This is a genomic window from Mesorhizobium sp. P3_A2, from assembly GCF_056403115.1.
The window spans coordinates 498,718-516,443 of record NZ_JBFUGC010000001.1; the positions used below are offsets into that span (position 1 = coordinate 498,718).

Below are 17,726 nucleotides of genomic sequence, written 5' to 3' on the forward strand. Positions count from 1 at the left end.
TCCCCTTGAGGGGGAGGGGTATCCGCGCCCGGTTCGTCAATCGATCGCCCTCAGCACTTCACGCACATGGTCGATCAATTCGTTGATCTGGCCCTTGGTGATGATCAGCGGCGGCGACAGCGCGATGATGTCGCCGGTGGTGCGGATCAGCGCGCCGCGCTCGAACGCCTTGACGAAGGCCGAGAAGGCCCGCTTGGTCGGCTGGCCGGCGATCGGTGCCAGTTCGATCGCGCCGATCAGGCCGATGTTCCTGATGTCGATGACATGCGGCTCGCCCTTCAGCGAATGCAGCGCATCTTCCCAGTACGGCGCCAGCTCCTCGCCACGGGTGAGCAGGCCCTCTTCCTTGTAGGTGTCGAGCGTGCCGAGGGCCGCGGCACATGCGATCGGATTGCCCGAATAGGTGTAGCCGTGGAAGAACTCGATCATGTGCTCGGGGCCGGTCATGAAGGCGTCGTGGATTTCCTTCTTCACGAACACCGCACCCATCGGAATGACGCCGTTGGAAACGCCCTTGGCGGTGGTCATGATGTCGGGCGTGACGCCAAAATAGTCGGCGGCGAACGGCGCGCCGAGGCGGCCGAAACCGGTGATGACCTCGTCGAAGATCAGCAGGATGCCGTGCTTGGTGCAGATCTCGCGAAGCTTCTGCAGGTAGCCCTTCGGCGGCAGGATGACGCCGGTGGAGCCGGCGACCGGCTCGACGATGACGGCGGCGATGGTCGAGGCGTCATGCAGGGTGACGATGCGCTCCAGCTCGTTTGCGAGCTCCGCGCCATATTCCGGCACGCCCTTGGAGAAGGCGTTCTTCTCCGGCAGATGCGTGTGCGGCATATGGTCGACGCCGCCGAGCAGCGTGCCGAACATCTTGCGGTTGCTGACGATGCCGCCGACCGAGATGCCGCCGAAATTGACGCCGTGATAGCCGCGCTCGCGGCCGATCAGGCGGGTGCGCGCGCCCTCGCCCTTCACGCGGTGATAGGCGATCGCCATCTTCAGCGCCGTGTCGACCGATTCCGAACCGGAATTGGTGAAGAAGACATGATCCATGCCCTTGGGCGCGAGATCGACCAGGCGGTTGGCCAGCTCGAACACGATCGGGTGGCCCATCTGGAAGGCCGGCGCATAGTCGAGTTCAGCGGCCTGATGCTGGATCGCCTCAGTGATCTTGGGACGGCAATGGCCGGCATTGACGCACCAGAGGCCGGCGGTACCGTCGAGCACCTTGCGGCCATCGCTGGTGGTGTAATGCATGTCCTTGGCGGACACGAACATGCGTGGCGCCTGTTTGAACTGCCGGTTTGCCGTGAACGGCATCCAGAATGCGCTGAGATCGTTCGGCGTGACTTTCAGCCGGTTGGACATGACCAAGACTTCCCCTTGTAACCTGTTTCGGTGCGGCTAACGCTTGGTCTTTCCAACGCTTGGTCTTTGCTGCGTTTTCATGCTACGCAAATTTTGACCGATTGGACAAACGTTAGCACCGCCCTGTCGGCGGTCAAGGGATTACTAGCGGAAATGCGGCCTCCGAAGTGCGCTCCACGGGTGAGAGAAAAACTGGTCCAGAGAATTGGTCCAGATGACCCGCGCGACCAAGGCTTGGCCTTATGACCGACGCCATGGAAGGCTCCGCTCCTCGCCGCACCCGCATCCAGCAGGAAAAGCGCGAACTGATCCTGGAAGCGGCGCTCGAAGTCTTCTCCACCAACGGCTTTCGCGGCTCGACCATCGACCAGATCGCCGAAGCCGCGGGAATGTCGAAGCCGAACCTGCTCTATTATTTTCGCCGCAAGGAAGATATTCACGAAACGCTGATGGAGCGGCTGCTGGCGACATGGCTGGCGCCACTGCGCGAACTCGACGATATCGGCGATCCCTTGACCGAACTCAGGAGCTACATCAGGCGCAAGCTTGAAATGGCGCGCGATTTTCCCAGGGAAAGCCGGCTGTTCGCCAACGAGATCCTGCAAGGCGCGCCACGCATCATGCCGCTTTTGGAAGGCGAACTGAAAACGCTGGTCGACGAAAAGGCCAATGTCATCAAGGGCTGGATGCGGGCGGGCAAGATCGCCCGCACCGATCCCTGGCACCTCATCTTTTCGATCTGGGCGACGACGCAGCATTATGCGGATTTCGACGTCCAGGTCCGCGCCGTGCTCGGCGCCGACCGCGGCGGCGACGGCCGCTTCGAGGATGCGGCGCGGTTCCTGGAGCAGCTGTTCATCGACGGGCTGAAGCCGAAGGGCTGACTTTGGGCGTCAGGCGCTGCGCAGCTCCTTCGGCTGCGCCTTCAACAGGTCTTCCAGCTTCGCAACCGAATTCTGCTCGGCGAGTGGCGTGTAGACAATCAGCTTCATGTCCGAGCCGTCGTCGATCGACAGGCTCATATGCTCAAACGCCATGGAGCCTGCGATCGGGTGGCGCAGATACTTCTTGCCGGACAGACGATGCACCACATCGCGCTGCGGCCACCATTCGCGGAATTCTGGGCTGGAGCGCATCATCAGCGTAATCAGCCGCTCGAAGTCCGGATCGCCGGTGTATTTCGCGCTCTCGGCGCGAAACGCGGCAAGGGTGGCGCGCGCCAGCTGTTCCCAATCGACCAGCAGGTGGCGCCGGTGCGGATCGGTGAACACGCCATGGAGGATGTTGCGGGCATCGCCCTCCAACAGACCGTAGTCGCCGAAAATGGCAACGGCCCCGGCATTCCAGGCCAGCACATCCCAGCGCGGTCCGACAATATAGGCCGGTTGCAGGACGAGACTCTGCAGCATGTGCAACAGGGGGCCTTCGACCTTGACCGGGGTGATGCGCCGCCGCTCAGGCTGCTGGCGGCCGGCCAGCGTGAACAAATGCCGCTTCTCGGCGGCGTCGAGCCGCAAGGCCTCGCAAAGCGCCGTCAGCACTTCCACCGAAGGCCGCACGTCCCGGCCCTGTTCCAGCCAAGTATACCAAGTCGTGCCGACGCCGGCGATCATCGCCACCTCTTCGCGCCTCAGCCCGGGCGTGCGCCGCCTGGCACCGGCCGCGATGCCGGTGGCCGACGGCGAAAGCCTTTCACGGCGCGAACGCAGGAAGGCGCCTAGCTCGCGCCGGCGGCTGTCTTCGGGTGATGGTGCGGAAACGTCCATGGGGCGCAGTATAGCAGTACCGATACCAGGATAAAGTTTGAACTGTTTGCGGCGCGCCGATCGCCCCATCTTGGCATCTAGAGCGAATATGGAGGCTCTCCGACATGGACCTGAAAGACAAGACAATCCTCATCACCGGCTCAACCGACGGCGTCGGCCGCGTCGTCGCGCAACGGCTTGGCGCCGGCGGCGCGCGCGTGCTGGTGCATGGCCGCGATGCGGCGCGAGGCAAGGCGACCGTCGCCGAAATCGAAGCCGCCGGCGGCAAGGCCGAATTTCTCGCCGCCGACCTCGCTTCGCTGGCCGAGGTCCGCCGCCTCGCTGAGGCCGTGCTTGCGAGAACCAACCGGCTCGATATCCTCATCAACAATGCCGGCATCGGTACCGCCGGCGCCAAGCGACAGCTCAGCGCCGATGGCTTCGAGCTGCGTTTTGCCGTCAACTATCTCGCCGGTTTCCTGCTGACGTCGGAACTGCTGCCGCTGCTCAAGGCGAGTTCGCCATCGCGCATCGTCAATGTCGCCTCGGCCGGCCAGCAGGCGATCGATTTCGACGATGTCATGCTGACGCGCTCCTATGATGGCGTGCGCGCTTACTGCCAGAGCAAGCTGGCGCAGATCCTGTTCACCATCGATCTGGCCGGAGAGCTGAAGGGCAGCGGCGTCACCGCCAACGCCCTGCATCCGGCGAGCTACATGAACACGACCATGGTTCGCCAGGCCGGTGTGACACCGTGGAGTTCGGTCGAGACAGGCGCCGACGCCATCCTCAACCTCGCGACCTCACCGGCCCTTGAGGGCCGCAGCGGCCTCTATTTCGACGGCCAAAAGGAATCCCGCGCCGATGCGCAGGCTTACGACGCCAAGGCCAGACAGCAATTGCGAACGCTAAGCCTCGATCTCGTCGGCCAGGCTTCCTCAAAATCAAAGGAACAGCATTCATGACCAGCAAGATCGAACATACAGTCATCATAGGCGGCTCCTCAGGCATCGGCCTGGCGACCGCGCGCAAACTGCTCGGCCCGGGCATGAAGGTCACCATCACCGGCCGCAATCAGGACAAGCTGAACAGCGCCTGGAAGAGCCTTGGCGGCGCGGCCGGCAAGGCTGCCTTCGATGCTTCGAAGCCGGACGAGGTCCGTCGGTTCTTCGATGACCTCGGACCCTTCGATCACCTCGTTCTGGCAGCCAGCGGCGGCAAGGGGCTTGGCCCGTTCGCGAGCCTCGACCTAGGCGACATCGCCGGTGGCGTCGACGAGAAAGTCCGGCCGCAATTGTCCTGCCTGCAGGCAGCCTTGCCGACACTCAACAAATCGGGATCGGTGACCTTCATATCGGCGGTATCGGCGCAACTGACCGCGCCCGGCGTTGCCGGCATCGCCGCCGTCAACGGCATGCTGCTGACGGTGGTGCCAATCCTCGCGGTCGAGCTGAAGCCGCTGCGCGTCAATGTCGTCGCGCCCGGCGTCATCGACACGCCCTGGTGGGACTTTTTGCCCGACGACCAACGGCAGGCGATCTTTGCCGACTATGCCGGCAAGACCCCTGTCGGCAGGATCGGCCACGCCGAAGACGTCGCCGGCGCAATCGCTTTCCTCGTCTCCAACGGTTTCATGACCGGCCAGGTTCTGACCTGCGATGGCGGTTTGCGCTTCGCGGCGTAAACTTACAGCGACTGCGCGATCAGCGTCAGAAAACCGCGGGCGAGCGCGACATTGCCGACGAAGCCGTTGATGCGCGATGCCCGGTCCGGACCCTGATGGTCCCAGAAATTATGGAACATCGGCGTGGCGGCGATGAGGAACAGCACCAGCACAGCACTTGCGATCGCGGTCCACACACCTGCCATCACCAGCGCGCCGGCAATGGTCTGCAGGACGATGCCGGCCCACAGCGCCAGCTTGGCCTGCGGCACGCCGCGCGCGGCCATCAGCCCGGTAAGGAAGGTCTCGTTCTGAACATTGCGCAGGCCGGCGACGACGAAGGCGCCGCCGAGCAACAGGCGGCCGAGAAACAACAAGGTCAAAGGCAAATCGACAGGCATAAACTCTCCCCTTTAAAAACAGTTGGAGCGCCGCCCTCTCGACGGCGCTCCATTGCTAAACCGGACGGTCAGGCTGCTTTGGCGGCCGGCATCGGGTGAATGGCATGGAACGGGATGCAGAGCCGGTTCCAGGTGTTGATCATGCCGATCGCAACAGACAGCTTGACCAGTTCCTCTTCAGAGAAATGCGCGAGCGTGCGGGCATAGAGTTCGTCCGAAACGCCATTGTTGGCGATCAGGGTCGTCGCCTCGGTCCAGGCCAAGGCCGCACGTTCGCGCTCGGAAAACAGCGGCGATTCCTTCCAGGCTGCGACCAGGTAGAGCCGCGTCTCGGTCTCGCCGTCGCGCCGCGCCTCGCGGCTGTGCATCTCGACGCAGTAGGAACAGCCATTGATCTGCGAAGCCCTGAGCTTGATCAAATGCAGCAGGCCCACTTCCAGCCCGCATTCGTCGACCGCCTTGTTGAGCGCCGACACCGCCTTCATGATTTCCGGCGCCTTGGCGAAGAATTGCAGTCTCTGTTTCATCGTCTTTCCTTTCTGTCTGGCGGGTTAGATCTGTTTGGTCGAAGCGGATTTCTGCGGCCGCTGATGGCGCGCCACAAAGGCGCAGCTGGCGGCGATCGATCGCGGATCGCCTTCTGCCTGGTAGTCAGCCACGATGTCGGACAACCGGGTTTCCGCGAGAGCCGCGCGATAGGCGCGCTCGGCCTTCAGCATCGCGGCGTTGATGCCGCACAGTTTTACATAGGCGGACGCGTCGAGCTTGACCGGCCCGTTTCGGCGGATCTCGCCGCAGCGAAACGCCGGCTCCCGCCCTTCGATCGCCAGCACGATATCGAGTAGGGTGATGCGTTCGGCCGGCCGCGCCAGCCGGTAACCGCCCGCCGGCCCGGGTACCGATTCCAGGATGCGCTCCGCCGTCAGCATGTTGAGATGCTTCAAGAGATAGCTCGGCGACAAGCCGAAGGACTCTGCCAAGGCAGCGCCCGGCATGGTGCTGTTGCCTTCCACGCTGGCCAGCGTGGCCGCGCAATGGATGGCCGCTTCAACGCCTTCGCCCAGCTTCATAGTGACGATCTCCAATTCATGGATATATTTTATCGTGGATAAACCTTATCTGCAATAGGAAAATGAAAAACGGCGCCCGAAGGCGCCGCTTTTTCCTCGGTGGGCTCCCTACTCCGCGGCCACCTTGGCCATCGGGTTGTTCGGGTGCGTCGTCCAGTTGGCGTAGACGGGCGACACCGGCTTGCCGGTGCGCTGATCCATCACGCCGGCGGCCAGCGGCTCCATGGTGATGCAGTTTTCGACCGGGCAGACATTGACGCACAGATTGCAGCCGACGCATTCGGCCTCGATCACCTCAAAGTGCCTCTTGCCGTCGACCATGTTGGTGATCGCCTGATGCGAGGTGTCCTCGCAGGCGATGTGGCAGCGGCCGCATTTGATGCAGGCGTCCTGGTCGATACGAGCCTTGGCGACATAATTGAGGTTGAGATACTGCCAGTCGGTGACGTTGGGCGTGGCGCGGCCGATGATGTCGTCGAGCGAGGCATGGCCCTTCTCGTCCATCCAGTTTTCCAGACCGGCGATCATCTCCTGCACGATCTTGAAGCCGTAGGTCATGGCCGCCGTGCAGACCTGCACATTGCCGGCGCCCAGCGCCATGAATTCGGCGGCGTCGCGCCAGGTGGTGATGCCGCCAATGCCGGAAATCGGCAGGCCATGGGTTTCGGGATCGCGCGCGATCTCGGCCACCATGTTCATGGCGATAGGCTTCACCGCCGGGCCGCAATAGCCGCCATGCGAACCCTTGCCGTCAATGGTCGGCTGCGGCGCGAAACTGTCGAGATCGACGCCGGTGATCGAGTTGATGGTGTTGATCAGCGACACCGCGTCGGTGCCACCGGAAAGTGCGGCGCGCGCGGGCTTGCGCACGTCGGTTATGTTGGGTGTCAGCTTGGTGATGACGGGCATGCGGGTGTTGGCCTTGCACCAGCGCACCACCATTTCGATGTATTCCGGCACCTGGCCGACAGCCGCACCCATGCCGCGCTCCGACATGCCGTGCGGGCAACCGAAATTGAGCTCGATGCCGTCGGCCTCGGTCTCCTCGACCACAGGCAGGATCGCCTTCCAGCTTTCCTCGACGCACGGCACCATCAGCGAGACGACGATGGCGCGGTCGGGCCAGTCCTTCTTGACCTGCTTGATCTCGCGCAGATTGACCTGCAGATCGCGGTCGGTGATCAGCTCGATATTGTTGAGGCCGAGCAGGCGGCGGTCCGCACCCCAGATCGCGCCGTAGCGCGGGCCGTTGACGTTGACGACCGGCGGGCCTTCTTCGCCGAGCGTCTTCCAGACCACACCGCCCCAGCCAGCTTTGAAGGCGCGGATGACGTTATACGCCTTGTCAGTCGGCGGCGCCGAGGCCAGCCAGAACGGATTGGGCGATTTGATGCCGACGAAATTGTTGCGGATGTCAGCCATGACAGGTCCCTTTCAGCCGAGACGAAGAAGCAGTTCGACGGGTGCGAGAATGCCGCCTTCAAGCGCGGCGGTGATATTGGCGATCTTGGTGCGGGCGTTCTCGCCCATGATAAGATTAACGCCGGGCGGCGGTTTTTTGCCTTCCGCCTGCGCCGCAGCCATGCGCGCCCGTATCGTGGCGAAGAACTCGATGGCGAAGGTGCCGCGCGGCCGCTCGGCGGCTACGGAGAACCCTGCGGCCGCGGCAGCCGAGCGATAGTCGTCGGGCGTGGCGACGAAGGACATGCTCTCATCGGAGGCCCATGGCAGCGGATAGGTCAGCGCACCGGACTTAAGCCGCATCACATCGTAGACGGCAAAGACGCCGCCCGGCTTGAGCACACGCGCCGCCTCGCTCATCAGCTTTTTCTTGTCGGGAAGATTCATGCCGACATGCAGGATCATGGCCGTATCAAAGCTTTTATCGTCGAACGGCATGTCCAGCGCGCTGCCCTGCACGAACCGAACTTTGTCGGCTATGCCCACCCGCTTCGACAGGCTGGTCGCGATGTCGACATAGCTTTGCGTCAGATCGATGCCGGTGACATCGGCGCCGGCATTGTTGGCGGCAAAGCGGGCTGGACCACCCACGCCGGAACCAATGTCGAGCAGCCTGGCCCCCGGCTTCAAGCCCATCTGGCCGATGAGTTCCCTGGTGGCGGCGATACCGCCGATGTGGAACTCGTCGACCGCTTCGAGATCGCCGGCGCGCAGATGGTCAATGTCCACGCCGGTATCGGCGAGCACCGCAAGAATGTGCTGCTCCAGACCCGATACGTCGTAGTGACGGGCGATGCCCGATTCCACCGAGGCCATGATCTCTATCCTTGTGTCAGACTCCTGTTGATGCTCTCCGCCGCGTCGCGGCCTTGCGCCACGGCCGAGACGGTCAGGTCGTCGCCGCCAAAGATGCAGTCGCCGCCGGCCCAGACATTGGCGAGCGAAGTGCGGCCTTCCGCATCGACCTTGATGCGGCCGGCTTCGACTTCGATCGATGCACCGCTGCCGTTGAGTGCGGCCGGCACAAAACTCTGGCCGATCGCCTTGAACACCTGGTCGGCGACCAGCGTCAGCCGCTCGCCGGTGCCGGCAAGCTTGTCGCCGTTCATCGCGGTGTATTCGAGCTCGATGCCCGACACCTTGCCATTCTCGGCAATGACCCGCTTCGGCTGCAGCCAGTGGCGGATGGTGACACCGTTGGCGGCGGCCAGATCCTGCTCGAACTCGGAGGCGTTCATGTGCTCCTGGCCGCGCCGGTAGCAGATCGTCACCTCCTCGGCGCCGAGCAGCTTCGACTGTACCGCCGCGTCGATCGCCGTCATGCCGCCGCCGATGACGACGACCCGCCGGCCGACCGGCAGGCTGGCGAGATCACTGGCCTGGCGCAGTTCGGCGATGAACTCTACAGCATTGGTGACGCCGTCCGCGTCTTCGCCATCGGCGCGCAGCGCATTGACGCCGCCAAGCCCCATGCCGAGGAAGACGGCATCGTAATTCCGGATCAGGTCCGACAGCTGGTAGTCGCGGCCGAGCGCCTTGCCGTTCTGGATGTCGATGCCGCCGATCCCCGTGACATAGTCGACCTCGGCCTGGGCGAAATTGTCGATGCTCTTGTAGGCGGCGATGCCATACTCGTTGAGGCCACCGGCCTTGGGGCGAGCTTCCAGAATGGTCACCTCATGACCATAACGAGCGAGCCGGTGCGCGGCGGCAAGACCGGCCGGGCCGGCGCCGACGACGGCGACCGACTTGCCGGTCGATTCCGCGCGCGGATAAAACTGCTTGTGCTCGGCCATGGCAACGTCGGTGGCATAGCGCTGCAGGCGGCCGATCTGCACCGGCTTGCCTTCCGCCACCTCGCGCACGCAGACCTCTTCGCACAGCGTCTCGGTCGGGCAGACGCGGGCGCACATGCCGCCCAGAATGTTCTGGTCGAAGATCGTCTTGGCCGAGCCGATCGGATTGCCCGTCGAGATCTGGCGGATGAACAGCGGGATGTCGATCGAGGTCGGGCATGCATTCATGCACGGCGCGTCGTAGCAGAAATAGCAGCGATCGGATTCGACCAGGGCCTCGTGGTGATCGAGCGGCGGATGCAGGTCGGAAAAATTCTCGGCGTACTGGTCGGCGGCAAGCCGGCCGCCGGCGATACCGTCTTTGAACTGGCCTTCTGGCATCGTCAGTTCCCCATGTTTTTGTTTTGGGGAAGGCTAGCACGTTTTATTTTTTTATCAATTGGTCAATTTTCGCCGCAAGCCTATGAAAAGGCTGGACAAAAACATGATTTTTTTACTCATGTTATAGGCTTTCGCTCTGTGCTGCCGGCGAAAGGCCAGAGGCTGGAGCGCCACCATGGATTGACCGGATCTCGTCGGCGACCAGCTGCTGCAGCCGCCACAGATTGCGGTCGCGAATGCCGAATTCCTCGAGGTGGCTGACGGTGTTGTAGAGATATTCCGCACCCGAGCCGACATGGCCGCAGGCCCGGGCCAGCACCCGCGCCACTCGATCCAGCGGCTGCCCGAGTGACGTCCCCCTGCCCGTCACCCCGACCCAGAAGCCAAGCGCCCGCACCACCCCTTGCGCCGTACGCACCGGAACCCATCGGACCGAGCTGACACTCTCATGGTCGTCGATCTCGCGCCGCAACAGTCTTTCGATCTGCTGTGGCTTGTCGCCGTCGGGCAGGCGGTAGATGACGCCGTCGCATCGGCCGCCGCGTTCGAGCGCCATCATCAGCCCCGGCTGCGCCGCCGTGCCGCGCCAGCGCACCATGTCGAGGCAAAAGGAGCGGTGCCAGCCGAACGCGGTGGCGCGCTGGCGTTCGACGGATTCGAAGGCCGGCTTCCAGATCAGCGAGCCATAGGCGAACACCCATAGCGGCCCCGCATCCGCTTCGTCGGACAGCTGCGCGGAAAGGGCCCGGAAATCCTCGTCGGTGAGCTGCGTCCAGCTGCCGTCGGGGCCGGGATCGACCTCCTCGCGATGGCACAGTGACACAAGCTCAGGCGTGAGCGACATCCGGCGCATGAAACGACTACCCCTCATTCCCTAAAGGAAAGTCGAAAACCGCCGCACGTGCAAGCCGTCGGGTGGGACGAAGTGCGGAACGATGTGTCAACGCAACCGTTGAATTTTCTCAGGCTCGCTGTCGGATTCGCGTCGCTGAAATCGTCCTCTGATGGATCGGACGACGATCGATGCATGAAGGTGAGGAGACCGAAAGATGCCGAAAACTCCAATGCCCTTCTTCTGGTACGAGTTGATGACCACCGACCTCGATGCGGCGGAAGCGTTCTACACCGCCGTCGTCGGCTGGCGGGCTGAGCTTTTCGACAAGGCGCCCGGCATGCCGCGCTACATCGTGGTGAACTCCGCCGAGCGTGGCGTCGGCGGGTTGATGACCGTGCCCGAGGACGCCGCCAAGATGGGCATGAAGCCGACCTGGCTAGGCTATATCCACACCAAAGATACGGACGCCTCGACCAAGGCGCTGAGGGCCGCCGGCGGGGCTGTTCATCGCGAACCGGACGACATCCCCGGCGTCGGCCGCTTTTCCGTCGTCGCCGACCCACAGGGCGCCACCTTCATGTTCCTGCAGCCCAATGGTCCCGACCAGCCCGTCCTTCCGGCAACGACGCCCGGCCATGTCGGCTGGCATGAGCTCTATGCATCGGACCGGCAGGCGGCCTTCGATTTCTATTCAAGCCAGTTCGGCTGGACCGATGCCGGCAGCATGGACATCGGCGAGATGGGCATCTACCAGACCTTCTCGGCCGGCCCTGAATCCGGCGGCGGCATCATGAACAAGCCGCAGCAGCTTCCGGTGCCGGTGTGGCTGTTCTATTTCAATGTCGATGCCATCGACGCCGCCGCCAAACGCGTCACCGACAATGGCGGCAAGATCGTCATGGGTCCGATGCCGGTACCGACCGGCCAATGGATCGCCCAGTTCACCGATCCGCAGGGCGCTTATTTCGCGCTGATCGCGCCAGCGCGCTGATCCGGCCAGAGGCGCAACGAAACTGCCCTCATCGCACCGCCGGTGCGATGAGGATGCACATCATTCCGGCGCCAGCACCGCGACCTTGATGCTCTCGTCCTTGGCGCCACTGAGCTGGATGGTGGCTGCACCCGGCGTCAGCTTGAAGCGCACGCTCTTGCGAATGCCGGGACAGGTCTTCACACCGCTGAACGCTGCCGACTTCGTGGCATGGCCGTCTTGAATCACATCGATCCAAGCCTCGCCTGACAGGCTGATCTGGAGTTCACCCTCCGGTGGGACGGTCGCGCTCGCCGTCGCGCCAAACGTTCCGGCTGCCGGCGCACGTTCCGGCGGCACGGTGAAGCTGACCGCGTCGACCGGCTCGAGCGCCAGATCCGCGGCCTCGCCAGCCTCGAGAGCGGCGCCGGACTGCGCGGCGGGAGCTGCCGGAAACAATGCCTGCTCGCGCGCCACCGGCCATTTGAAGGTATCACAGCCGCCGTCTGCGGCCATGGCGAAGCTGGTGCCTGCAAGGATTGCAAACAGGCAGATGACGACTTTTTTCATGGCTAGGGGACCCATTTGGTTTGGAGCGTCTACGCGCAGATATACAACCACAGCGATATTTATGCAACCATAACGAGAACAAATATCGAAGGCGAGACTGGAAGCAATTTCCAGTCACCGATTGTTGATGGCGGGCCCCGGGAAGTGAATGGTCCAACGCAAAATGATCATCTATGGCCGGGCCGAAGGGTTGGGAAAATGGAGTTTAGATGAAGCTTTTTGACGGTCTCGCCAGGTTTCAGCCGCAGGCCCTCGGCGTCCTGCGCATCATCACGGCCCTGCAGTTCATCGAGCATGGCTCGCAAAAACTGTTCAATTTCCCGGTAAGCAGCGGTGAGCCGCACGCCCTCACCGGCCTGACGCTGACGGCAGGCATTCTCGAATTCGCTGGCGGCATCCTGCTGGCGCTCGGTCTCCTCACGCGCCCCGTCGCCTTCCTGCTGGCCGGCGAAATGGCCATCGCCTATTTCATGGCGCACTACCCGCGCGACTTCTTCCCGATCAACAACAACGGCGATGCGGCCATCTCCTTCTGCTTCATCTTCCTCTATCTGGTGTTTGCAGGCGCCGGCGCCTTCGCGCTCGACAACCGCCGCAACGGCTGACCCGCTTCAAGGGCGAGACAAAGGGGGTGAGCCCTCATCCCCGCATCCGTTCGAAATTGGCATCGAACAGCGGCGCCGCTTGCATGCGCGCCGCGTGACGCTTGCCCAAAAGTTCGATCTCAAAGCCGTCGCTCTCGTCGGCGATCTCCTTCGGCACATAGCCGAGGGCGACGGATTTTTTCGGATGATGCGCATAGCCGCCTGATGTCACCCAGCCGCGCACCACGCCGCCGAACCAGATCGGCTCGTCGCCGATGACATCGGCGTCGTCGGCGTCGAGGATGAAGGTGCGCAGCCGGAGCTTGCCGCCTTGCTTGCGCTCGGCGAGAGCGCCGGCCTTGCCGATGAAATCGGTATCCTTGCCATAGGCGACGAAACGGTCGAGCCCGGCCTCCAGCGGCCCGTAGATCGGCCGGTATTCGCGCGCCCATGAGCCGTAGTTTTTCTCCAGCCGAAGCGCGTTGAGCGCGCGCGAGCCGAACAGGCCGACGTCGAACTCTTCTCCCGCCACCATCAGCGCCTGGAAGGCGGCGCGCTGGTATTCCGGCGCCACCCAGATCTCGTAGCCGAGATCACCGGTGTAGCTGACACGGCCGACCAGGCACGGCGCCATGCCGATATCCATTTTCGCCACCGCCATGAACGGAAGCCCCGCATTGGACACATCGGCACGACTGACTTTCGCCAGCACCTCCCTTGCCTTCGGCCCGGCGATCGCCAGGCCGGTCAGCTTCTGGCCGAGCGCCTCGACGCGCACCGAACCGTCTTGCGGCAAATGCGCCTCGAACCAGCGCATATGATACTGCTCGGCGACGCCGGAGCCGGCGATGAACCACTCGCCGTCACCGATGTTGGCCAACGTAAAATCGCCGATCAGTCTGCCGTCATCCTTCAGCATCGGCGCCAGCGTCATGCGGCCAGGCTTGGGCAGCTTGCAGGCAAAAATCCGGTCGAGCCAAGCGGCTGCCCCCTCGCCTGTCACCTTGTATTTGGCAAAGTTCGAAATCTCCGCCAGGCCGACGCCTTCACGAACCGTCGCGACTTCCTTCGCGACATGGGTGAAATCGCTCGAGCGCCGCCACGAAAACTCGTCCCTGACGCCTTCCGGCGCATACCAGAGCGGCACCTCGAGCCCGTAGGACACGCCCCATTGCGCGCCCTTGGCCGACAGCAGATCGTAGATCGGCGTGGTCTTCAGCCCTCGTCCGGCGGGCAGTTCCTCATTGGGGAAACGGATCGAGAAGCGCCGCGAATAATTCTCGCGCACCTTGGCGTTGGTGTAGGCCATCGTTGCCCAGTCGCCATAGCGCGCGACATCCATGGCCCAGATGTCGGCGCCGGGATCGCCATCGATCATCCAGTTGGACAGCGCCAGCCCGACGCCGCCGCCCTGGCTGAAGCCTGCCATGACGCCGCAGGCCACCCAGAACCCCGGCAGCCCACGCACCGGCCCGACCAGTGGATTGCCGTCCGGCGCGAAGGTGAAAGGGCCGTTGATGATCTGCTTGATGCCGGTTCTCTCGAAGGCCGGGAAATGGCGGAATCCGACTTCGAGTGACGGCGCGATGCGGTCGATGTCGGGCTCCAGCAATTCATGACCGAAGTTCCACGGTGTGGAGAACTCGGACCACACTTTGTTGGCCTTCTCATAAGTACCCATCAGCATGCCGCCGCGCTCCTGGCGCAGATAGAGCTCGCCGTCGAAGTCGACGGCATGGATGATCTCCGTCCCTGTCTTGGCGTTCCACGCGGCGACCTCCGGCATATCCTCGGTGATCAGGTACATGTGCTCCATCGCCAGCACCGGCAGTTCGAGCCCGACCATGCGGCCGACCTCGCGCGCCCACAGGCCGCCGGCATTGACGACATGCTCGGTCACCACCTCGCCCTTGTTGGTGAAGACGCGCCATAGCCCGTCGGGCCGCCGCACAATGTCCTCCACCTTGGTGAAGCGTTCGACCTCGGCGCCGAGCTTGCGCGCGGCCTTGGCGTAGGCGTGGGTCACGCCGGAGGGATCGAGATGGCCATCCTCCTTGTTGCGGACAGCGCCGACGAACTGTTTCGGGTCGAGCAGCGGCATCAGTTCGGCCGCCTCGTTGGCCGAGATTTCTTCAAGGTCGATGCCGAGATAGCGCCCCTTGGCGACGACGCCGCGCAGCCAGTCGAGCCGCGCCTCGGTCGCCGCCAGAAGCACGCCGCCGGTCAGATGCACGCCCGTCGCCTGTCCCGAAAGCTCCTCGATCTCCTTGTAGAGCGAGATCGTGTATTTCTGCAACTTGGCGACGTTCGGATCGCCATTGATGGTGTGCATGCCGCCGGCCGCATGCCAGGTCGAGCCGGACGTCAGTTCGTCGCGCTCCAGAAGCACGACATCGGTCCAGCCATGGCGCGCCAGATGGAACAGAACCGAGCATCCGACGACGCCACCGCCAATGACCACCACCTTTGCATGCGATTTCATGGATTCTTCTCTGATATCAGGGAGTTGGATAGGTATGATAAACCAGGATGGGAAGCATCACGGCTCGCCCTGCCCGATCGCTTCCTTGCGCCTGGCCACATATGCCTCCAGCGCCTCGCGCACGGCGATGTCCATCACCGGCTCGACATAATCCTCCAGCGCCTTCTTCCACAGCCGCGTCGCCCGCGCCGTTGCGTCGAGGCCGCCGGCTTCCTGCCATGCCTCGTAATTCTGCCAGTTGGACAGCATCGGCTGGTAGAAGGCGGTGGCATAGCGCTCCAGCGTGTGCGGCTCGCCAAAGAAGTGACCCCCGGTCGGCACCGCGCCCAGCGCTTCGACCGCCAGTTCCGCCTCGTCGACGACGATTGGGCGCAGAAACTCCATCATGTGCTGGATCATCTCGACATCGATGATGAGCTTCTCGAACGATGCCGTCAGCCCGCCCTCTTGCCAGCCGGCGGCGTGGTAAACGAGGTTGCCGTGGCCGAGCACCGCACCCCACAGCGCCATCAGCGTCTCATAGGCGCCCTGCGCATCGGCGGCATTGGAGGCCGAACCCGGCGTCGTTCGGTAGGGGAGATTGTAGCGCCGCGCCAACTGCCCGGAGGCGATGTTCGCCTTGGTGTTCTCCGGCGTACCGAAGGCCGGCGCACCCGACTTCATGTCGACATTGGAGGTGAAGGCGCCGTACATGACCGGCGCGCCGGGGCGCACCAGTTGCGTCAGCACCACGCCGAACAGTGCCTCGGCATTCTGCTGCGCCAATGCGCCGGCGAGCGTCACCGGGCTCATCGCGCCCATCAGCGTGAACGGCGTCACCGCCACAGACTGGCCGAATTCGGCCATGGTCATCAGCCCCTCGGCCATCATCTCGTCGAAGCGGCGCGGCGAGTTTACCGAGATGATGGTGGCGATACCGGGGTCGTGGCACATCTCGTCCAGCGTCAGCCCGCGCGCGATCGCCATCATCTCGATGCCGTCCAGTGCCCGGCCCCTGCCGATCGCCGAGACATGAAAGGATTTGTCGGTCAGCGTCAGATTGGTGAAATAGGTGTCCATATGCCTGGTATTGGCCGGCAGCTCGACCGGCGCACAGACCTGGTTGCCAAGCATGTGGATGCAATTGAAATGCTGCGCCAGCCGGGTGAGATCGGCATAGTCGCGCAAATTGCCGGCGCGGCGGCCGCGCTCCATGTCGTGCACATTGGGTGGCCCGGCGACCAAGGTGAAATTGATCGTGTTGCCACCGAGATGGATGGCGTTGGCCGGATTGCGCGGTGTCAGCCGGTAGCTGGACTGCGTGGTCTTCAGCGCCTCGGCAACCAGGCCCCTGTCGATGCGGACATTCGCCGTCGCATGATCGACCGTGGCGCCGGCCTTCTCGAACAGCGACAGCGCCCGCGGGCTCATCACCTCGATCCCGAAATTCTCCAGAATGTGCATCGAGGCCTGATGGATCGCCTCTATCTGGTCGGCCGACAGCATTGCCATCGGCGGATAGGGATTGGTTACACGCCGCAGCGGCAGTTGCGGGATGGCCGACGGCCCCCTGTTGCTGGTCCGCTCGGCGCCGCGCTTGCGTCTTGGTTCATTCATGCCGGCATCAGAGCGCCGGTATCCGAATATGGCTGTCAGAAATCCGCCCTTCGCGGGCGTGATTTTAGCCAAGGCGGCATTTTTGAATTTGAATGAAGACAAAAACGACGCAAGAGGTCGAAATAATGGCACCAGCTCTCACCAGCGCAGCCGAGCCGGCAACCGTTAAGAAACGCCGCAAGATTCCCTTTATGATTTCGGCCTATTCGTCTTCCCATGCGTAGGTCGAGTTTTAGTAAAATTGTAGCGGTTGGTGTGCTGCTGGCGTTGTCGGCCTGCGCGACGCCGCCAAACCATATCAACAATGTCTGTGCCGTCTTCGACCAGAATGACGGCTGGTTCGACAACTGGCAGGCGGCGGCCGAGCGGGCATCGCAGAAATACAGCATCCCCGTCCCCGTGCTGATGGCGACGGTGCGCAAGGAGTCCGGCTTCAAGAGCAATGCCCGGCCGCCGCGCACCAAGCTGCTCGGCTTCATTCCGTGGAAGCATGTCTCCTCGGCCACCGGTTTCTCGCAGGCGCTCGACGGCACCTGGTCGCAATACCAGAGCGAAACCGGCAGCTGGGGGGCGCGGCGGACAAAGTTTGCCGATGCCGTCGATTTCGTCGGTTGGTATCACTCAAAAACCGCCGACACGTTCGGTGTCGCCCGCAACGACACCTACAATCTCTATCTCGCCTACTATCTCGGCTGGACCGCCTATGGCCGCGGCAACCGCGGCGATGCCGGCGTGCAGGGCTATGCGCGGGCGACAGACAAGATGGCCCGCGACTATGATGCGCAGCTACGGCAATGCGAAAACTAG

General features: G+C 63.3%; 18 protein-coding genes. 6 read left to right on the plus strand and 12 right to left on the minus strand.

Features of this window, described 5'->3' with window-relative positions; translation table 11 throughout:
* Positions 1-36 precede the first annotated feature (36 nt).
* The gene (gene aptA / locus AC1DXM_RS02400; RefSeq protein WP_352583821.1) at positions 37-1,365 is read right to left on the minus strand and encodes an omega-aminotransferase AptA; all 1,329 of its coding nucleotides are present in this window, start codon (positions 1,363-1,365) and stop codon (positions 37-39) included.
* A gap of 254 nt (positions 1,366-1,619) precedes the next feature.
* Here aptA and AC1DXM_RS02405 point away from each other — a divergent pair, with 254 nt between their 5' ends.
* On the plus strand, positions 1,620-2,249 hold the full coding sequence (locus tag AC1DXM_RS02405) for a TetR family transcriptional regulator C-terminal domain-containing protein (RefSeq protein ID WP_142868293.1): 630 nt from the start codon (positions 1,620-1,622) through the stop codon (positions 2,247-2,249).
* Positions 2,250-2,258: 9 nt separating this feature from the next.
* Here AC1DXM_RS02405 and AC1DXM_RS02410 read toward each other — a convergent pair whose 3' ends face one another.
* Positions 2,259-3,131 carry a helix-turn-helix transcriptional regulator gene (locus tag AC1DXM_RS02410; RefSeq protein ID WP_477231578.1) on the minus strand — a complete coding sequence of 291 codons (873 nt, stop codon included), beginning with the start codon at positions 3,129-3,131 and terminating at the stop codon, positions 2,259-2,261.
* Between the two features lie 104 nt (positions 3,132-3,235).
* Here AC1DXM_RS02410 and AC1DXM_RS02415 point away from each other — a divergent pair, with 104 nt between their 5' ends.
* Positions 3,236-4,075, plus strand: coding sequence for an SDR family oxidoreductase (locus AC1DXM_RS02415; RefSeq protein WP_477231579.1), 840 nt, complete (start codon positions 3,236-3,238; stop codon positions 4,073-4,075).
* Positions 4,072-4,794 (plus strand): SDR family oxidoreductase, encoded by a 723-nt coding sequence (locus AC1DXM_RS02420; protein ID WP_477231580.1) that lies wholly within the window; start codon positions 4,072-4,074, stop codon positions 4,792-4,794. Before AC1DXM_RS02415 ends, AC1DXM_RS02420 begins: the two co-directional genes overlap by 4 nt.
* Before the next feature lie 2 nt (positions 4,795-4,796).
* On the opposite strand, the gene AC1DXM_RS02425 is transcribed toward AC1DXM_RS02420, so the two are convergent.
* The 7 genes from AC1DXM_RS02425 to AC1DXM_RS02455 all read right to left on the minus strand — a co-directional run bounded on the left by AC1DXM_RS02425 (position 4,797) and on the right by AC1DXM_RS02455 (position 10,735).
* On the minus strand, positions 4,797-5,174 hold the full coding sequence (locus AC1DXM_RS02425) for a DoxX family protein (protein ID WP_477231581.1): 378 nt from the start codon (positions 5,172-5,174) through the stop codon (positions 4,797-4,799).
* 68 nt (positions 5,175-5,242) lie between these two features.
* Complete coding sequence (locus AC1DXM_RS02430) at positions 5,243-5,701, minus strand: carboxymuconolactone decarboxylase family protein (RefSeq protein WP_112560322.1); 459 nt, start codon at positions 5,699-5,701, stop codon at positions 5,243-5,245.
* A gap of 24 nt (positions 5,702-5,725) precedes the next feature.
* The gene (locus tag AC1DXM_RS02435; RefSeq protein WP_477231582.1) at positions 5,726-6,244 is read right to left on the minus strand and encodes an RrF2 family transcriptional regulator; all 519 of its coding nucleotides are present in this window, start codon (positions 6,242-6,244) and stop codon (positions 5,726-5,728) included.
* Positions 6,245-6,352: 108 nt separating this feature from the next.
* Entirely contained in the window at positions 6,353-7,666 is a 1,314-nt protein-coding gene (preA, locus tag AC1DXM_RS02440; RefSeq protein WP_477231583.1) for an NAD-dependent dihydropyrimidine dehydrogenase subunit PreA, read from the minus strand.
* A 12-nt stretch (positions 7,667-7,678) separates the two neighbouring features.
* The gene (locus tag AC1DXM_RS02445; RefSeq protein WP_477231584.1) at positions 7,679-8,521 is read right to left on the minus strand and encodes a class I SAM-dependent methyltransferase; all 843 of its coding nucleotides are present in this window, start codon (positions 8,519-8,521) and stop codon (positions 7,679-7,681) included.
* Between the two features lie 5 nt (positions 8,522-8,526).
* Positions 8,527-9,882, minus strand: coding sequence for an NAD(P)-dependent oxidoreductase (locus AC1DXM_RS02450; RefSeq protein ID WP_477231585.1), 1,356 nt, complete (start codon positions 9,880-9,882; stop codon positions 8,527-8,529).
* Between the two features lie 121 nt (positions 9,883-10,003).
* Positions 10,004-10,735 carry a gamma-glutamylcyclotransferase gene (locus AC1DXM_RS02455; protein ID WP_477231586.1) on the minus strand — a complete coding sequence of 244 codons (732 nt, stop codon included), beginning with the start codon at positions 10,733-10,735 and terminating at the stop codon, positions 10,004-10,006.
* A 196-nt stretch (positions 10,736-10,931) separates the two neighbouring features.
* Here AC1DXM_RS02455 and AC1DXM_RS02460 point away from each other — a divergent pair, with 196 nt between their 5' ends.
* Positions 10,932-11,708, plus strand: coding sequence for a VOC family protein (locus AC1DXM_RS02460; protein WP_477231587.1), 777 nt, complete (start codon positions 10,932-10,934; stop codon positions 11,706-11,708).
* 60 nt (positions 11,709-11,768) lie between these two features.
* On the opposite strand, the gene AC1DXM_RS02465 is transcribed toward AC1DXM_RS02460, so the two are convergent.
* The gene (locus tag AC1DXM_RS02465; protein ID WP_477231588.1) at positions 11,769-12,257 is read right to left on the minus strand and encodes a hypothetical protein; all 489 of its coding nucleotides are present in this window, start codon (positions 12,255-12,257) and stop codon (positions 11,769-11,771) included.
* A gap of 209 nt (positions 12,258-12,466) precedes the next feature.
* Between AC1DXM_RS02465 and AC1DXM_RS02470 the strand changes: the two genes are divergently transcribed.
* On the plus strand, positions 12,467-12,862 hold the full coding sequence (locus tag AC1DXM_RS02470; RefSeq protein ID WP_477231589.1) for a DoxX family protein: 396 nt from the start codon (positions 12,467-12,469) through the stop codon (positions 12,860-12,862).
* Positions 12,863-12,896: 34 nt separating this feature from the next.
* On the opposite strand, the gene AC1DXM_RS02475 is transcribed toward AC1DXM_RS02470, so the two are convergent.
* Together AC1DXM_RS02475 and AC1DXM_RS02480 are read right to left on the minus strand one after the other, a co-directional pair.
* Entirely contained in the window at positions 12,897-15,323 is a 2,427-nt protein-coding gene (locus AC1DXM_RS02475; protein WP_477231590.1) for a GcvT family protein, read from the minus strand.
* A 57-nt stretch (positions 15,324-15,380) separates the two neighbouring features.
* A complete protein-coding gene (locus AC1DXM_RS02480) occupies positions 15,381-16,919 on the minus strand; it encodes a trimethylamine methyltransferase family protein (RefSeq protein ID WP_477231591.1) in 1,539 nt (512 codons plus the stop codon).
* A gap of 216 nt (positions 16,920-17,135) precedes the next feature.
* Here AC1DXM_RS02480 and AC1DXM_RS02485 point away from each other — a divergent pair, with 216 nt between their 5' ends.
* Positions 17,136-17,726, plus strand: coding sequence for a transglycosylase SLT domain-containing protein (locus tag AC1DXM_RS02485; RefSeq protein ID WP_477231592.1), 591 nt, complete (start codon positions 17,136-17,138; stop codon positions 17,724-17,726).

What these genes read in the sequence shown, in the direction of transcription:
- aptA (WP_352583821.1), bottom strand. Translation starts at nt 1,365, where the DNA reads ATGTCCAACCGGCTGAAAGTCACGCCGAACGATCTCAGCGCATTCTGG.
- AC1DXM_RS02405 (WP_142868293.1), top strand. Translation starts at nt 1,620, where the DNA reads ATGGAAGGCTCCGCTCCTCGCCGCACCCGCATCCAGCAGGAAAAGCGC.
- AC1DXM_RS02410 (WP_477231578.1), bottom strand. Translation starts at nt 3,131, where the DNA reads ATGGACGTTTCCGCACCATCACCCGAAGACAGCCGCCGGCGCGAGCTA.
- AC1DXM_RS02415 (WP_477231579.1), top strand. Translation starts at nt 3,236, where the DNA reads ATGGACCTGAAAGACAAGACAATCCTCATCACCGGCTCAACCGACGGC.
- AC1DXM_RS02420 (WP_477231580.1), top strand. Translation starts at nt 4,072, where the DNA reads ATGACCAGCAAGATCGAACATACAGTCATCATAGGCGGCTCCTCAGGC.
- AC1DXM_RS02425 (WP_477231581.1), bottom strand. Translation starts at nt 5,174, where the DNA reads ATGCCTGTCGATTTGCCTTTGACCTTGTTGTTTCTCGGCCGCCTGTTG.
- AC1DXM_RS02430 (WP_112560322.1), bottom strand. Translation starts at nt 5,701, where the DNA reads ATGAAACAGAGACTGCAATTCTTCGCCAAGGCGCCGGAAATCATGAAG.
- AC1DXM_RS02435 (WP_477231582.1), bottom strand. Translation starts at nt 6,244, where the DNA reads ATGAAGCTGGGCGAAGGCGTTGAAGCGGCCATCCATTGCGCGGCCACG.
- preA (WP_477231583.1), bottom strand. Translation starts at nt 7,666, where the DNA reads ATGGCTGACATCCGCAACAATTTCGTCGGCATCAAATCGCCCAATCCG.
- AC1DXM_RS02445 (WP_477231584.1), bottom strand. Translation starts at nt 8,521, where the DNA reads ATGGCCTCGGTGGAATCGGGCATCGCCCGTCACTACGACGTATCGGGT.
- AC1DXM_RS02450 (WP_477231585.1), bottom strand. Translation starts at nt 9,882, where the DNA reads ATGCCAGAAGGCCAGTTCAAAGACGGTATCGCCGGCGGCCGGCTTGCC.
- AC1DXM_RS02455 (WP_477231586.1), bottom strand. Translation starts at nt 10,735, where the DNA reads ATGCGCCGGATGTCGCTCACGCCTGAGCTTGTGTCACTGTGCCATCGC.
- AC1DXM_RS02460 (WP_477231587.1), top strand. Translation starts at nt 10,932, where the DNA reads ATGCCGAAAACTCCAATGCCCTTCTTCTGGTACGAGTTGATGACCACC.
- AC1DXM_RS02465 (WP_477231588.1), bottom strand. Translation starts at nt 12,257, where the DNA reads ATGAAAAAAGTCGTCATCTGCCTGTTTGCAATCCTTGCAGGCACCAGC.
- AC1DXM_RS02470 (WP_477231589.1), top strand. Translation starts at nt 12,467, where the DNA reads ATGAAGCTTTTTGACGGTCTCGCCAGGTTTCAGCCGCAGGCCCTCGGC.
- AC1DXM_RS02475 (WP_477231590.1), bottom strand. Translation starts at nt 15,323, where the DNA reads ATGAAATCGCATGCAAAGGTGGTGGTCATTGGCGGTGGCGTCGTCGGA.
- AC1DXM_RS02480 (WP_477231591.1), bottom strand. Translation starts at nt 16,919, where the DNA reads ATGAATGAACCAAGACGCAAGCGCGGCGCCGAGCGGACCAGCAACAGG.
- AC1DXM_RS02485 (WP_477231592.1), top strand. Translation starts at nt 17,136, where the DNA reads ATGCGTAGGTCGAGTTTTAGTAAAATTGTAGCGGTTGGTGTGCTGCTG.